Genomic DNA, 13,743 nt, shown 5'->3' with positions numbered 1-13,743 from the left:
GACCGAATCGTCGCGACCGAATCGTCGCGACCGAATCGTCGCGACCGAATCGTCGCGACCGAATCGTCGCGACCGAATCGTCGCGACCGAACCGTCGCGACCGAACCGTCGCGACCGAACCGTCGCGACCGAACCGTCGCGGCCCCGGGCAGTCGTGGTCCGGGGCCGTCGCGGGCGGCCCTTGGCGCGGGCCGCGCCGGTCTCCAGGGGTCTTCCCGATCGCCCGGCCCGGACACGTCCGGCCGGCGGCCGGCCAGGAAGGGACCGGCCGCCGGCGTCGTAGGTCGCGCGCCCGCTACCGGCGGGAGCCCTCGCGCCGATAGGAGAACGGGCCGGGAAGGTCGACGCTGGACAGGCCGCGGCGCCGGTTCTTCGACCAGACCCGCCAGGAGATGCGGCCGAGTTTCAGCGTGACCGATGACACCCCGTTCTCGCTGACGTTTACGTGAAAGGGACCGTAACGGGGACGACGGGTGTAACGCAGGCCCATGTCAACGCTCCAGAACAGACGTGTTCCGCGGGGAACACCGCGCCGACTTTCGGCGATCGTGATCAACGATTTCCCTGTTCTCGCCGTGATAACCCTCCCGGGGCGAGCTCCTGGCCGCGCGGACACGCAGGGGCCCGCCGCGAACGCGGCGGGCTCCCGTGGACGTCGACCGGGGGTCGGGTCGGCGGGGTCGGGCCGGCGGGGGTCGGGCGGGTCGACGCCTGCTCCCGCCAGGCCTGCTCCCGCCAGGCCTGCTCCCGCCAGGCCTGGCCCCGTCCCGTGGGTGGTGTGCTCGAAGTGTCAGCGAGAGCGCGGGCTATGGACCGCGAATCCGCGGACAGGTCGGCGGTCCGGCCCGGGCTCGGCCCTGACCATCCCGGATCACCACCGCTCCCGGACTTGTCCGCTGATTCGCGGTCCATAGCCCGCGCTACTGCGGACACTTCGCCAGCACCGGCCCACAGTGCGGGTCCGAGACCGGATGAACCCTGACTGGCGCTGCATTAGTAGGGCTTTGTTGGGTTGCTCCGGCCAGCGCGTACGAAGGCCTCGGAAGCGTGACAGTCTCGATCTTCGTTCTTCGTCTGCACGGGTAGCGGGCTTGAACGGTCGGTCGTCCGGCGGTCAGCGCCCCTACCTGGCGTGAGACCCGACGAAGTCCTACCAGGCGCTTCTTCTGGATCTTGCGGGCGCGGGTCCCGGAGCGTGAAGTCCGGAGCGCCGATCCGCGCACACAACCCGCGATCTCCAGCCCATTCCAGCCCGGTCCGCCGGTAGATCGCCAGGTCTGTGCGAGATTCAGGGACAAAGCGGGCAGAAATCGCCAGATGGCGTACACATCTGAAGATCAAGGAAGCGGCCAGGCTCGCCGAGGGTCCAAGATTGCCAGAAGTGTGCGCGAATCGGCGGTCGAACGCCCGGTCAAGGTGACGGGAAGGGCCTCAGGCCGGCGCCGTCTGCCTGGCGGCGCTCTTCATGGTGTCGGCGAGCAGCGTGTAGGCGCTCGTCCAGGCGTCCTTCACCGGCGGCGTGAACGCATCCCCGAGACCCTCGGCGAGCGTTGCCAGCAACGCGGCGCCGACCGTGTCGTAGTGCGCCTCGGTGACGCCGTAGCCGGCATGCCGCACGCCGAGCGCCTGCACCGCCGGCACGATCGAGTCGAGCCTGGACAGGCCGTTCACGGCCACGGCCAGCATGTGCATGAGCTTTCCGCGCTGCTCGGCCAGGTCGTCCGGGAACATCACGCGCAGACTGGGATCCAGCTCGAACAGCCGGGTGTAGAACAGGATGGCGACCGCGTCGGACGCTGGCGCCACGGCGCCGAACGTCTCCTGGACCAGTCGGATCTCGTCTGGATTCATGATCCCCTGCCTGGAGTGGACGTCCGTCGGGCCGCGCGCGGGCGCGCGGGCCGCTGTCGACGCCCAGTGCACTGCGGCCTGGTTACGGCACGCACCGTCACCGGTCTCGGGCCCGTGAAAGTCCTCTCACGGCGCGCCGCCAGCCGATGTGAGACGGCCCGGGAGCGGCGCCCGCGCGGACGCGGCGCCGAGTACGGACGGAGTCGACGCGGTGCCGGCGAGGACGGGGCGGACGCCGCGCCGCTGGTGGGCGCCCGGGTCAGCCGTCGCCGCGCCGGCCCGGCGGCGCGAGCAGGGCCTGGACCCGGCGGGCGTCCTCGGCTCCCGCCGGGACCTGCAGGACGAGGAGCAGGTCCGGGTGTTCGACCGGTCGGAGCTGGTACAGGTCGAGGGCTATCCGACCGGCCGCGGGATGGTCGATCGCGATGGTAGCCGGCTTGAAGTCGCGCACCGGATAGCTCGCCCACCAGCGCCGGAACTCGGGGCTGGCGCCGGTGAGCGCCGAGACCAGCTCGCCGAAGCGCGGGTCGTCGGGGCGCCGGCCGGCGGCGGCGCGGAACTGGCTGAGCACCGCGCGCGCGGCCGGCTCCCAGCTCGTCATCCGCCGCCGGTTCTCCAGGTCGGTGAACATCATCCACAGCAGGTTGCGCCGCTCCGGCGGCATCGTGCCCGGGTCGTGCCGCAGCCGGACGTAGACGTCGTTCCACGCGAGGAAGTCGTAGTACCGGTCGTAGAGCGACGCGGCGTTCGGGGCGGCCGCGTCGACCAGGCGCCGCAGCCGGGGAGCCGCCGCTTCGGTGGGCGCCGTGACCGGCGGCAGCGGGAGGCCGGCGAGAACCCGCAGGTGGCGATGCCGGTCGGGATCCAGCCGCAGCGCGCGGGCCAGCGCGTCGATGACCTGCGCCGACGCCGGGATGGGCCGGGCCTGCTCCAGCCAGGTGTACCAGGTGTGCGACATGCCGGACAGCTCGGCGACCTCCTCGCGGCGCAGCCCGGGGGTGCGGCGCCGGCCCACGCCGGACGGCAGGCCGACGTCGGCCGGCCGCAGCCGGGCGCGTTGGCTGCGCAGGAACGCGGCCAGCTCGGCGCGTCTCGCCGCCGCCGCCACTGCCGGCGACTGCCCCTGCTCGGCGTCCGTCCTGTCGGTCGTCATCTGTGGCCGCCTCGTATGTACCTGACCGCGCCGCCGTCTGACGCGCCGCCGTCTGACGCGTCGCCGTCTGACGCGTCGCCGTTTCCGCGCCGCCGCTTTGTCATGCTGCTGCTCTGACACGCTGCTGCTCTGTCGTGCCGCCGTTCTGCCGCGCCGCCGCCTGCTCCCGGCCGCGAGGCAGGCCGCTGTTCCGATGCCGTTTCGGCGCCTTCTGAACCGCTCCGAGATGTCCCACCCGTTCGGGTCATCGCGTCGACGCTGCCCGGTAGCAATCGCACCAGGCTCAGAAGGTATCTACGTCCTACCGTTCCGGACATGACAGCTCGATCGCGATCAATTCCGGCGACAGGCGCTCCTGGCCAGCAAAGCCGCGTGATGGTGCGTGCCGCAGGCCGGAAGCTCGGCGGAGTCGCGGCATGACTGACGGGCTTGTGCTGCCGCCTGGCGCGGGCCAGCGCCTTCAGTCGGCCGGAATGACGCTGAAGGTTGGCACTGAGCTCTCACCTAGCTGGTCGGTGTTCGAGGCCGACGTTCCACCCGGTTTCGACGTCGGAGCACATCGACATGGCGCGGCGGAGGAGATCTTCTACATTCTCGACGGCGAGCTCGACCTGCTCGCCTTCGAGCCGCTCGCGCGGACCGTCGGCCACTGGCGGCGGTGGGAGGGCCGTGACGGCCAGAAGATCGCCCGCGGCGGGCCTGGCAGCCTGATGTTCGTGCCGCCGGGCTGCCCGCACGCCTTCGCCAACCCCGGCTCGACGCCGGCCCGGATGCTGTTCGTCGTCGCCCCGTCCGGGCACGAGCACTACCTGCGAGAGCTGGGTGAGCTGCTGGCCGGCGGCGGCGGGCCACCCGACCAGGCGCAGGTCGCCGCCCTGCGCGCCCGCCACGACATCGAGCAGCTCACCCCGCTCGTCCCGGGCCTGCCCACTCAGCCCGTGGCCGGCGGCTGACCCGGCTCGCCGGTGGCGGCGGGCCGCCTGACCCGGCCCACCCCATCGCCGACCGGCCGGCCGGCCGACCGACCGGCCGGCTGACAAGCGCGATGCGCAATCGATGGTTGCGTATCGCCGGAGCTGGGCGTAACCTGATGCGCAACCGATGGTTGCCTGTGTCAGGGAGAGCCCATGGAGTTCGCCAGCATCGAACGTCAGATCCACGTCGAGGCCGCGCCCGAGGTGGTGTTCGAGGTGATCAGCCGGCCCGAGCACATCCGGGACTGGTGGTACGCCGAGTGCGACGTCCAGCCGACGCCCGGCGCGACCGGGGAACTGGCCTGGGCCGACGGCGACAACCCCCGAGCCCACGTCACCCCGATGACCGTGGTGGCCTCCGATCCGCCGCGGCTGTTCAGCTTCCGCTGGACGCATCCGGCGGGCGAGGCGGCGGTCGACGGCAACTCGCTGCTGGTGACCTTCGAGCTCGTCGCGTCCGGCTCGGGCACGCTGCTGCGGCTCACCGAGACCGGGTTCCGCGAGCGGGGCTGGGAGATCGCGGTGCTGGAGCAGCAGTACCACGAGCACGTGACCGGCTGGGGCATCTACGTGCCCCGCATCGGGGAGCACGCCGAGCGCCTGGTGTCGGCGCGATGACGGTCGCGGTGGACGACGACCTGTGGTCGGCGATCGGGGACCCGACCCGGCGGCGGATGCTCGACCTCCTGCTGGCGAGCGGAGCCGGGACCGCGACCTCGCTGAGCGAGCAGCTGCCGGTGACGCGGCAGGCGGTGGCCAAGCACCTCGGCGTCCTCGACCGCGTCGGCCTGGTCCAGGCGACGCCGGCCGGGCGCGAGCGGCGCTACCAGGTCGACGAGGTCCAGCTCGGGCGCGCGGTGGCGCAGCTGGGCGCCGTGGGCAACGCGTGGGACGCCCGGCTGCGGCGGATCAAGCAGATCGCCGAAGCCATCCAGAAGAACGGTTGAGACGCGGCCCGGCCGCGTCCGCGGCCGGCCGGAGAACCAAGTGGAGAACCGCGCGGAGAACGCGTGGCGAACAGGAGAGCGTGATGGCGGACATCCTGCACCGAGTAGGGATCACGGCGCCGCGAGAAGAAGTGTTCCGTGCGCTGACGACGCGCGAGGGCCTGGCGGACTGGTGGACCAGGGACACGCGTGGGGACGGCGCGCCCGGCGGCGTGCTCGAGTTCCGTTTCGTGCCCGGCGGCTTCGACATGAAGGTGCTGGAGGCCCAGCCGGCCGAGCGTGTGCTCTGGGAGGTGATCGACGCGCCGGCGGAATGGGTCGACACCCGGATCAGCTGGGACCTGCGGACCGAGGGCGACTACACGATCATCATGTTCGCGCACCGGGGGTGGCGTGAGCCCGTGGAGTTCATGCACCACTGCACCACCAAGTGGGCGACCTACCTGATGAGCCTGAAGTCGCTCCTGGAGACGGGCAAGGGCGCCCCGGCGCCGGACGACGTGATGATCAGCGACTGGCACTGACGGAGAACGTACTTTCGCCAAGCGGCCCGGCGAACCTACCCGTCATGGAGGACCGGCCGGCTCGGCCCGTGTCGGCGGGCGGAGCCGGCCGGGCGCGCGGTTTCAGGGTCTGTCCCAGCGGACCGGCATGTGGGTGATGCCGCTGACGAAGTTCGACCGGAGTATCTCGACGGGTCCGTCGAGGCGGAGGTGCGGCATCCTCGTGATGATCTCGGTGAGGATCAGCCGTAGCTCGAGGCGGGCGAGGTTCGCGCCGAGGCAGAAGTGCGGGCCGCCTGCCCCGAACGTCACGTGGTCGTTGGGAGCGCGGTCGACGTCGAACGTGTAAGGGTCGGGGAACACCTCGTCGTCGCGGTTGGCGGAGGGGTACCACAGCACCACCCAGTCGCCCGCTCTGATCGTCTTGCCGCGCAGTTCGACGTCGCGGGTCGCCGTTCGTCGGAAGTACTGGATCGGCGAGGACCAACGCAGGACCTCCTCGACGGCGGTCGCCATGCGCTCCTTGCTGTGATCCGTCCGCAGCTTCGCGAGCTGCGCGGGGTTCTCCAGCAGCGCGCGCATGCCGTGCGCGGTCGCGTTCCGGGTCGTCTCGTTGCCGGCGACGATCAGCAGGAGGAAGAACATCCCGAACTCGGCATCGGTCAGGCCGTCGTCCGTGGCGGTGGCCCGGGTGAGTTTGGTGACGATGTCGTCGGCGGGGCGCAGGAGGCGGTCCGCGCGCAGGCTGTGGCCGTAGCCGATGAGCTCGGCGGCGGCCCGCATCCCCGCTTCCCGGTCACCGATGTTGGGGTCGTCGATGCCGGTCATGACGTTGCCCCAGGCGAACATCGCGCGGCGGTCCCGCTCGGGCACCCCGACGAGCTCGCAGATGGCCTGTAGTGGCAGTTCGGCGGCGATGTCGTCGACGAAGTCGGCCTTGCCCTGCTCGATCACGTTGTCCACGATCAGCCGCGCCTTGAGCCGGAGGTGATCCTCCAACAGGCCCAGGACGCGGGGGGTGAAGCCGCGGCTGACGATGCGGCGGTGCCGGGCATGCCGCTCGGGGTCGAGGCCGGGGAGCATCTCCAGCATCGCCGCGCCCTGGAAGGGATCGGTGTCGACGTCGATGAGGGTGAAGCCGCGGGTCACCGTGAAGGTGTCGATGTCGCGGTTGGCCATCTGAATGTCCGCGTGCTTGGTGAGCGACCAGAACGCCTTGCCGTCGGCGTCGACGGTCCAGTGCACCGGGTCGTGCGCGCGTAACCGGGCCAGGACGTCATGCTGCGCCATCGCCTGGAAGGTGTCCGGATTTAGGTCGTAGACCTGGTCAATGGTCATGGCTTCCTCCTGGTCGTTGACCCGCTCGTGCCGTGACCGGCCCGCCGGGGGTGGGGCCTCGTGCGGCGGACGAGCAGCCCGTCGATCGGATCGCTGAACCGGCGTGGACACGCCGACCGCGCCGGTCAGCGGTCGGTGGCGGGGCCGCTGGCCGGGGGGATGAGGCTGGTCAGGACGGCCGCGACGGCGCGTTCGATCACGGGCCGGTCCACCTGCTCCGGCGCGGACGCTCGTTCCAGCGCCAGACCGTTGCGCAGAGCGATCATGATGAGGGCGAGCGTGTCGAGATCGACGATGGCTGACACGCCAAGAGCCTGGAGCTGCTCGGTCATCAGCTCGACGACGGCGTCCTGGTGCGCCCGCCGGTGGGGCGCCCAGGCCGCCTGGACCTGAGGGTCCCGGCTGGCCTGCGCGGCGAACTCCAACACCAGACGCTGGCCCCGGTCGTCGCTGACCAGGTAGTCACTCAGGAGCTCGATGCCACGCGCCTGCACACCGTCGCGGTCGGCGCTGTCGGGGGCCGTCGCCGAGGTGATGCCGCCGCGCACGTTCGCGACCTGCTCGGCCATGTGAGCGCTGACGAGTTCCGCGAACAGCTCCTGTTTCGAGCCGAAGTTCGAGTAGACGGCCCCTTTGGTGAAACCGGCCGCGCGCGCGACGTCGTCGAGCCGGCTCTCGCTGTAGCCCCGTTCGGCGAACACTCGCGCCGCCGCCGCCAGCAGGCGGCGCCGGACCTCGGCCCGGGGTACCCGCGGCGCCGGACCTGGCGATTCGGCCGCCGCCCCCGACGGGGCCGACGGGGCCGACCGGGCCGACGCGGCTGCTCGCCCCAACCCGGACCTGTCCGTTCCAGGATCGCTCACGCGCGAATCTTACGATACCTGTGGGTATCCGATACCAGCTGGTATTGAAAGATGCTGACACCCGCGCGGCGCCGGAACCGGTGTCTTCGCCAGGAGGAGCTCCTCGCGCTCTCTTGGGACCGCGCGAGGTGCGGGAACGGTCCCTCGCCGGGATGCTGTGGAACACGGCGCGGGCCGCGCGGTGGCCGGACGGTCGTCGTCGGCTATGTGGTGTCGGGGGGAGCCATGCCGGGGAACCGGCGCACGGGCGGCGACGGGCCCACCGATCGGTCGGCTGGCGGTCCCGGCGCCAAGGCCGCTGGCCGGTCGCGGCGCCTGTTCGGGCATATGGTGACGACGGCCCGGATGGTCCGGAAACAACTCCGGACCGCGGCGGCGGCGGACCTGGCCTCCAGGCTGCGTCAGGGCGATCTCATCAACAGCGCGATGTATCTCGCCGCGCTCATCCTGCTGATGTTCTTTCCTTTCGTGATCGTCCTGGCCGCGTTGTCGCCGCTCGGCCCCGGAGGCGCGGCGGATGTGATCATCGGGCGGATGGGGCTGAGCCGGGAGGCCGCGCGGGCCGTCGAGCGGCTGTTCACTCCCAGGGACGGAGCGGTTCGCCAGGGCTGGTCACTACTGGGCGCGCTCTGGCTGATTCTCGGTGGCCTGAGCCTGGCCGCGACCGCGCAGTCCATCTATGCGCGGGTCTTCCGGCTCCGGCCGCTGGGCCTGCGTGGCGTCCTCGGCCAGGTCGTCTGGCTCGGCGGGCTTGTCGCCTTTCTCGCCGGCACGACGAGTGTCGGGGCGCTGCTCACCGGCACCACCCTCGGCCAGGTCTGCTTCGGCTTGCTCAGTGTGGCCGGTCTGTTGTTGTTTCTCTGGGCTGGTACGAGCGCCCTCGTGCTCGGACGACTCGGGTGGCGTGAGGTCTGGCCGGTCGCCGTCTTCACGACAGTCGGCCTGACCGGTCTGGGAGTGGTGAGCAGGTTGGCCTTTTCCGCGTCCATCGTCGCGAACGAACGGGATTACGGGAGCATCGGCGTCGTATTCACGATCCTTTCCTGGCTGATCGGTTTTGGTGTTGTTCTCACGGGAGGAGCGATCGTCGGAATGTGGTACGACGAAACCCGGAAATCGGTCGTTTCCGCCAGGGCCGGAAGGGCCGGAAGGCGCGCCAGACGTGGGGCCGGAGCGGCGGACGGGCGCGGAGGTCCCGGGACGACCGGGCGTCACACCGGGCGCGGGCGATGACCCGGCGCGACGTCGGGAAACGAAGCCCAGGAGCCGGGCCGGGGACGGCCGCGGCCGGCCGGACCCTGCTCCCGACGCTGGCGGCGGCGCAGTTCCTCATGACGCTGGACAGCTCGGTCATGAACGTGTCGATCGCGACCGTCGCCGCGGACGTCGGTACCACGGTGACCGGAATCCAGACCGCCATCACCTTCTACACACTGGTGATGGCCGCGCTGATGATCACCGGAGGGAGGCTGGGGCAGCTTCTCGGGCATCGACGCGTGTTCACCGTCGGCTGCGTCATCTACGGATGCGGCTCACTGACGACCTCCCTCGCCGGGAATCTCGCCGTCCTCGTGGTCGGCTGGTCATGCCTCGAAGGAGTGGGCGCCGCTCTGATCATGCCCGCTGTCGTCGCCCTCGTCGCGTCGAACTTCGCTCCGGAGCGGCGCGGGCACGCGTATGGGCTGGTCGCGGCCGCCGGCGCGATCGCGGTCGCGGCGGGCCCGCTCGTCGGCGGCCTGTTCACCACCTATCTGTCCTGGCGCTGGGTCTTCGCGGGCGAGATCCTGGTGGTGGCCGTCATCCTGTGGATGACCCGAGGGATGACGGACGCACCGCCGAGCGCGGGCGGACGTCTCGACCTCGTGGGCACCGCGCTGTCCGCGACCGGCCTGGCCCTCGTCGTGTACGGCGTCCTGCGATCGGGGAGCTGGGGCCTGGTCCGGGCCGCCCCCGGCGCGCCCGCCTGGCTGGGGCTCTCGCCCGCGATCTGGCTGATCCTCGCCGGCGGAACCATCCTGTGGCTCTTCGTCTGGTCGCAGGACCGCCGGACCGCCCGAGGCGCGGTCGTGCTGCTCGACCCGGCGCTGCTGCGCAACCGGACGCTACGGGCCGGGCTCACGTCGTTCTTCTTCCAGTACCTGCTCCAGGCAGGCCTCTTCTTCGTGGTGCCGCTCTACCTGTCGGTGGCGCTCGGGCTCTCGGCGGTCGCGACCGGCGTCCGCCTCCTGCCGTTGTCCGTCGCCCTGTTGGTGGCCGCCGCCGGCATTCCCAAGGTCTTCCCGCATGCCTCGCCCCGGCGCGTCGTCCGCTGCGGCTTCCTCGCCCTGTTCGCCGGCATGACGATCATGATTGGCGCGCTCGACGCCGGTGCCGGACCGGAGATCGTGACCTGGCCGATGCTGCTCGCGGGCCTCGGCGTGGGCGCCCTCGCGTCGCAGCTCGGCAGCGTGACCGTGTCCGCGGTCGCCGACGAGCACAGCGGCGAGGTCGGCGGGGTGCAGAACACGGTGACGAACCTGGGTGCCTCGATCGGTACCGCGGCGGCCGGCGCGGTCCTCATCTCCGTGCTGTCCGCGTCCTTCCTGGCCGGCGTCCAGCAGGACCCCGCGATCCCGGCGGACCTGGCCACGCACGCCGAGGTCCGACTGGCCGAAGGCATCCCCTTCGTGTCCGACCGAGACCTGAAGACGCGGCTCGACGAGGCCGGAGTCCCGCCCGACACCGCCCAGGCCATCACCGCCGACAACGCGGACGCCCGCATCGACGGGCTGCGCGCATCCCTGTCACTGCTCGCCGCCCTCGCCCTGGCCGCCCTGTTCCTCACCCGCCAGCTCCCGGCCCGTCAGCCCGCCCCGGCGCCGGCACCAGGGCAAGCTCCTTGACGTCCCACCCCGCTCGCTGACGCCGCCGGGCCGCGAGGGCTCGACGCGGAGCAACTCGCCGGGTACGTGGCCGATCCGGCGCATCCAGGCTGGCGCCGGAGAGACCGAGGTCAGAATGTCTTTTCACGTTCAGCGCTGTCCGGCGGATGCTTTCGCTGGTCGCTGGTCGCTGGTCGCTGGCGGGAAGTCTGGCGACGTGGCTGGGCTCGAACAGGTGTGGACGAGCCCAGCCGTCGTGCCGCGTCCGGTCAGTTTTCGCAGGCGACGCCGTCGCTGTCGCGGTCGAGGCCACGTGAGCCCTCGGTGTAGCCGGGCTGTCCCCGGTACAGCGGCGCGGCCCCGGCGGCGCGGACCGCGTCGCAGTTCTTGTAGGTCACCGCGGCGGGCGGCGGAGGTGGCTGCTGTGGCTGCTGCTGTGCCGGTGGCTGCTGTGCCGGCGGTTGGGCTGGCGCCTGCGCGGGCGGTGGGGCCTGTTGCGTCGCCGGTGGCGGTGGCGGTGGCGCCTGCTGGGTGGCCGGCGGTGCCGCGGGCCGGGTCGTCGGCGGTGCCGCCGGACGGGTCGTCGCCGGAACCGGAACGGTCGTCGAGGGCTCCGCGGCCACCGCCGCGGCGCTTGCCGTGATGGGCGGCGGCGTTGACGGCGTCTCGATGGCCGTCGAGGCCGAAGCCGTGGCGCTGACTGTCGCCGCGTCCTTCTCTTTGTCCGGTTTGGGCAGTATTAGCCCGAGAACGAGTAAAAAGAGGAACAGCCCGCCGACCACGGCACCTGTGATCTTTGCGATTCGCCGCCAATTCGGCCGCGGCTGACCTGGACCCCCGTAGGCCATCTCCAACCCCCCTGTTGGTGAGGCGGGCAGCATATGGGAAACCACGGGGTGAAACGTTGGAGGGGTAGGGGCGCGTCACTCCGGCTGTTCTGCCGCGTTGGTTCGTAGGCTCGCGGTTGTCCTGGGTGGCCGCTTGCCGTACCCACCCACGTTCGCCCGGCCGCTGGCCACCCGTCCCGTGAGTGGCGACCCCGAAGTGTCCGCCAGAACGCGAGCCAGGAACCGCGCTACCGCGGACACTTCACCGGCACCGGCACCGGCCCACGGCGCGGGCAAACCTTCGCTGATGCGGCACTAGTCGAGTCGTCGCGTCGAACCGGTTCCGGCTCCTTGTCGCAGCTTCCTTCGCTTTCCGCGGCTTTCCTGGTCGGCCCCGGGTTAGGCGAAGCGCGCGAGGATCTGTAGCTGGCCGGCTGGATTTCCTCGCCGGTATCGATGATGCCGAATCGGCCGCGGGGCCCGTCCGGTCCAGACAGGCCACCACGTCATTGGCCGTCGCGGGCTGCTGGACCCGAGGGCGCAGGCGTCGGGGAGCGCGGAGAACGCTGGTGGTCAGGCTTCGGTCTGCTTGCGGACGGCTCTGGGCGCCGTCCGCGTGTCGGGTCTGATGTCGTAGAGGCCGAGGCGTTCGGCGTCGGCGACCATGTCCGCGAAGGCGAGCTGGGCGGCCCTGCGCTGGCGTCGGCGGTACTCGAGTTCCCGAGCGTGACCTGATGGAGGCGGCTGGTGTTCCACGGCTCCTATCATCCGTCGTGGGCCTTCCGGTCGATCGAAGGGGACCCCGCCGAGTGGCACCATCCGGCGCTCTCGCGGAACTGGGTCTCGCCGACCGTCCGTGTGGTGAACCACTCGGTCCGCGGCACCGGAGCTGGCGCGATGCGGCCGGCGTGCCCGGCAGCTCGCCCTAAACTTGGAGATGTAGGGCGTGAGCCGTATCGCGGGCAGAACGGGTGGGTCCGCGTGGGCACGCCCGCGTGAGCGCGGCCGTGGGCGCGGCCGCGTGGGTGCGACTGGGTAGGCACGGCCGCGGGGCGTAGCCACTGTCCGCGGGGGAGGACGTGATGGCGCAGAACGTCGACGACGTCGCCGCGTTCCTCCTCGACCGGCTCGGCGTCATGCGGACCACGCGGCTTCAGGGGCTTGTCTACTACGCGCAGGCCTGGCACCTGGCCGATCACGGTGAGCGCATGTTCGGTGCGGACATCGAGGCGTGGCGCCATGGCCCGATGGTCCGACCTCTCTACGAGCGGCACCGCCGCCAGCGCGAGGTAGGCGAGTGGCCGGCCGGGAATCCCCGAGGGCTCGGTGAACGGGCGCGCGAGGTCGTCGAGTGGGTCATCAGGTTCTACGGCGCCATCTCGGGCGACGAGCTGTCCCGGATCGTCCGCGTCGAGCTGCCGTGGCAACGTGCCCGCAAGGGGCGTGTTTTCGCCCGGCGGTCCGCCAAGGTGATCGATCCGGCGGAGATGGCGGGCTACTACCGCCGGCTGTGCAGCTCACCGGAGGTCGCGGTGAGCGTCGCCGTGGGCAGCGCGCGCCTCGAGGGGCACGAGTTCGGCCCGCACATGCTGGACAGGCTGCGCGACGCGGCCACCGGGACGCGCGCGGCGGACGAGATCATCGGCGAAATGATCGCCCTTTACCGGAAGCCGTGACGGCCGCTGTGACCTTTCCAGGAGCCGGGCTCTGGGTGCCCAGCGCGCGAGGGCCCAGGGCGCGAAAGGCCGCCTTGGCGAGACGACTAGGGAAAAGGCGCACTCGTGGATGACGACCCGTACTGCTGGCCGGGCACCGAATGCCTGCGCAACCTGCTGGACATCCGGGACGCCAAGGAACTCGACAAGGCAGAGCATGAGCTCGCCGGTGTCCGCAACGCCGCGCTCACCGCCTCGACCCTTCCCGGTGCCTACGACCTGGCGCACCTGCGCCGGTTCCATCGCTTCCTGTTTCAGGACGTCTACGACTGGGCGGGTGAGCTGCGCACGGTCGACATCTACAAGGGCGAGGTGGGGTTCTGCCGCGCGCAGGACGTCGACCACCGACTGGAGCAGCTGTTCGGCAAGCTCGCCACGCGCAGGCTGCTGGTCACGTTGGAGTGGGACTCCTACGTCATCGCGTTCGCCACCGTGTACGGCGAGCTGAACGCCATCCACCCGTTCCGGGAGGGCAACGGGCGGACGCAGCGCGCGTTCCTCCGGCAGTTCGCCGCGCACGCCGGCTGGACGGTCGCTTGGGAGTCCCTCACCCGCCGCGACAACGACGCGGCCTGCCACCGGTACCTCACCACCGGAAAGCCGCACGCGTTGATCAAGCTTCTCGCTCCCGCCATCGCGCCCCGGATGTAGCGCTTGGGCACCAGCGGGATCCACGCTGGTACGCCAACGACCGCGGCCGTGAGCGCCCGA

Annotated in this window: 16 protein-coding genes; 9 read left to right on the top strand and 7 right to left on the bottom strand. The window is 71.2% G+C overall.

Annotated elements, in window-relative coordinates; all coding sequences use genetic code 11:
* Window positions 1-295: 295 nt before the first annotated feature.
* From I6A81_RS12750 to I6A81_RS12740, 3 genes are all read right to left on the bottom strand, one after another.
* The gene (locus I6A81_RS12750; protein ID WP_203002386.1) at window positions 296-490 is read right to left on the bottom strand and encodes a DUF4236 domain-containing protein; all 195 of its coding nucleotides are present in this window, start codon (window positions 488-490) and stop codon (window positions 296-298) included.
* A 941-nt stretch (window positions 491-1,431) separates the two neighbouring features.
* Window positions 1,432-1,851, bottom strand: coding sequence for a globin family protein (locus I6A81_RS12745; protein ID WP_203002385.1), 420 nt, complete (start codon window positions 1,849-1,851; stop codon window positions 1,432-1,434).
* Window positions 1,852-2,110: 259 nt separating this feature from the next.
* Window positions 2,111-3,004, bottom strand: a complete 894-nt coding sequence (locus tag I6A81_RS12740; RefSeq protein ID WP_203002384.1) for a helix-turn-helix transcriptional regulator — start codon at window positions 3,002-3,004, stop codon at window positions 2,111-2,113.
* A gap of 416 nt (window positions 3,005-3,420) precedes the next feature.
* Here I6A81_RS12740 and I6A81_RS12735 point away from each other — a divergent pair, with 416 nt between their 5' ends.
* The 4 genes from I6A81_RS12735 (at window position 3,421) to I6A81_RS12720 (ending at window position 5,449) form a co-directional block, all read left to right on the top strand.
* Window positions 3,421-3,957 (top strand): cupin domain-containing protein, encoded by a 537-nt coding sequence (locus tag I6A81_RS12735; protein WP_203002383.1) that lies wholly within the window; start codon window positions 3,421-3,423, stop codon window positions 3,955-3,957.
* A 174-nt stretch (window positions 3,958-4,131) separates the two neighbouring features.
* Window positions 4,132-4,596, top strand: a complete 465-nt coding sequence (locus I6A81_RS12730; RefSeq protein WP_203002382.1) for an SRPBCC domain-containing protein — start codon at window positions 4,132-4,134, stop codon at window positions 4,594-4,596.
* Window positions 4,593-4,925: an ArsR/SmtB family transcription factor gene (locus I6A81_RS12725; RefSeq protein WP_203002381.1), complete on the top strand. Its 333-nt coding sequence runs from the start codon at window positions 4,593-4,595 to the stop codon at window positions 4,923-4,925. The genes I6A81_RS12730 and I6A81_RS12725 overlap by 4 nt, the downstream gene beginning before the upstream one ends.
* An 83-nt stretch (window positions 4,926-5,008) precedes the next feature.
* Complete coding sequence (locus tag I6A81_RS12720; RefSeq protein ID WP_203002380.1) at window positions 5,009-5,449, top strand: SRPBCC family protein; 441 nt, start codon at window positions 5,009-5,011, stop codon at window positions 5,447-5,449.
* Between the two features lie 102 nt (window positions 5,450-5,551).
* On the opposite strand, the gene I6A81_RS12715 is transcribed toward I6A81_RS12720, so the two are convergent.
* Window positions 5,552-6,766 carry a cytochrome P450 gene (locus I6A81_RS12715; RefSeq protein ID WP_203002379.1) on the bottom strand — a complete coding sequence of 405 codons (1,215 nt, stop codon included), beginning with the start codon at window positions 6,764-6,766 and terminating at the stop codon, window positions 5,552-5,554.
* Between the two features lie 125 nt (window positions 6,767-6,891).
* A complete protein-coding gene (locus tag I6A81_RS12710; RefSeq protein WP_203002378.1) occupies window positions 6,892-7,629 on the bottom strand; it encodes a TetR/AcrR family transcriptional regulator in 738 nt (245 codons plus the stop codon).
* Between the two features lie 468 nt (window positions 7,630-8,097).
* On the opposite strand from I6A81_RS12710, the gene I6A81_RS12705 reads away from it, so the two are divergent.
* Both I6A81_RS12705 and I6A81_RS12700 read left to right on the top strand, forming a co-directional pair.
* Entirely contained in the window at window positions 8,098-8,862 is a 765-nt protein-coding gene (locus tag I6A81_RS12705) for a ribonuclease BN (RefSeq protein ID WP_307874629.1), read from the top strand.
* A complete protein-coding gene (locus I6A81_RS12700; RefSeq protein WP_203002376.1) occupies window positions 8,859-10,511 on the top strand; it encodes an MFS transporter in 1,653 nt (550 codons plus the stop codon). Before I6A81_RS12705 ends, I6A81_RS12700 begins: the two co-directional genes overlap by 4 nt.
* A gap of 248 nt (window positions 10,512-10,759) precedes the next feature.
* Here the strand turns inward: I6A81_RS12700 and I6A81_RS45525 are convergent, their stop codons facing one another.
* Window positions 10,760-10,888 carry an excalibur calcium-binding domain-containing protein gene (locus I6A81_RS45525; RefSeq protein WP_203002375.1) on the bottom strand — a complete coding sequence of 43 codons (129 nt, stop codon included), beginning with the start codon at window positions 10,886-10,888 and terminating at the stop codon, window positions 10,760-10,762.
* A 133-nt stretch (window positions 10,889-11,021) separates the two neighbouring features.
* On the opposite strand from I6A81_RS45525, the gene I6A81_RS45520 reads away from it, so the two are divergent.
* Window positions 11,022-11,318: a hypothetical protein gene (locus I6A81_RS45520; RefSeq protein ID WP_203002374.1), complete on the top strand. Its 297-nt coding sequence runs from the start codon at window positions 11,022-11,024 to the stop codon at window positions 11,316-11,318.
* Between the two features lie 572 nt (window positions 11,319-11,890).
* On the opposite strand, the gene I6A81_RS12685 is transcribed toward I6A81_RS45520, so the two are convergent.
* Complete coding sequence (locus I6A81_RS12685; protein ID WP_203002373.1) at window positions 11,891-12,073, bottom strand: hypothetical protein; 183 nt, start codon at window positions 12,071-12,073, stop codon at window positions 11,891-11,893.
* 326 nt (window positions 12,074-12,399) lie between these two features.
* Here I6A81_RS12685 and I6A81_RS12680 point away from each other — a divergent pair, with 326 nt between their 5' ends.
* On the top strand, window positions 12,400-12,993 hold the full coding sequence (locus tag I6A81_RS12680) for a Panacea domain-containing protein (RefSeq protein WP_203002372.1): 594 nt from the start codon (window positions 12,400-12,402) through the stop codon (window positions 12,991-12,993).
* A 105-nt stretch (window positions 12,994-13,098) separates the two neighbouring features.
* The gene (locus I6A81_RS12675; RefSeq protein ID WP_203002371.1) at window positions 13,099-13,683 is read left to right on the top strand and encodes a Fic/DOC family protein; all 585 of its coding nucleotides are present in this window, start codon (window positions 13,099-13,101) and stop codon (window positions 13,681-13,683) included.
* Window positions 13,684-13,743 lie beyond the last annotated feature (60 nt).

Source organism: Frankia nepalensis, from assembly GCF_016786325.1.
GTDB lineage: Bacteria > Actinomycetota > Actinomycetes > Frankiales > Frankiaceae > Pseudofrankia > Pseudofrankia nepalensis.
The sequence above is the reverse complement of the archived record's forward strand: the minus strand, read 5'-3'. Positions and strand labels throughout refer to the sequence as shown.

Coding starts and splice junctions, on each gene's coding strand:
- I6A81_RS12680 (WP_203002372.1), top strand. CDS start 12,400: ATGGCGCAGAACGTCGACGACGTCGCCGCGTTCCTCCTCGACCGGCTC.
- I6A81_RS12720 (WP_203002380.1), top strand. CDS start 5,009: ATGGCGGACATCCTGCACCGAGTAGGGATCACGGCGCCGCGAGAAGAA.
- I6A81_RS12725 (WP_203002381.1), top strand. CDS start 4,593: ATGACGGTCGCGGTGGACGACGACCTGTGGTCGGCGATCGGGGACCCG.
- I6A81_RS12730 (WP_203002382.1), top strand. CDS start 4,132: ATGGAGTTCGCCAGCATCGAACGTCAGATCCACGTCGAGGCCGCGCCC.
- I6A81_RS12715 (WP_203002379.1), bottom strand. CDS start 6,766: ATGACCATTGACCAGGTCTACGACCTAAATCCGGACACCTTCCAGGCG.
- I6A81_RS12735 (WP_203002383.1), top strand. CDS start 3,421: ATGACTGACGGGCTTGTGCTGCCGCCTGGCGCGGGCCAGCGCCTTCAG.
- I6A81_RS12745 (WP_203002385.1), bottom strand. CDS start 1,851: ATGAATCCAGACGAGATCCGACTGGTCCAGGAGACGTTCGGCGCCGTG.
- I6A81_RS12740 (WP_203002384.1), bottom strand. CDS start 3,004: ATGACGACCGACAGGACGGACGCCGAGCAGGGGCAGTCGCCGGCAGTG.
- I6A81_RS12750 (WP_203002386.1), bottom strand. CDS start 490: ATGGGCCTGCGTTACACCCGTCGTCCCCGTTACGGTCCCTTTCACGTA.
- I6A81_RS12700 (WP_203002376.1), top strand. CDS start 8,859: ATGACCCGGCGCGACGTCGGGAAACGAAGCCCAGGAGCCGGGCCGGGG.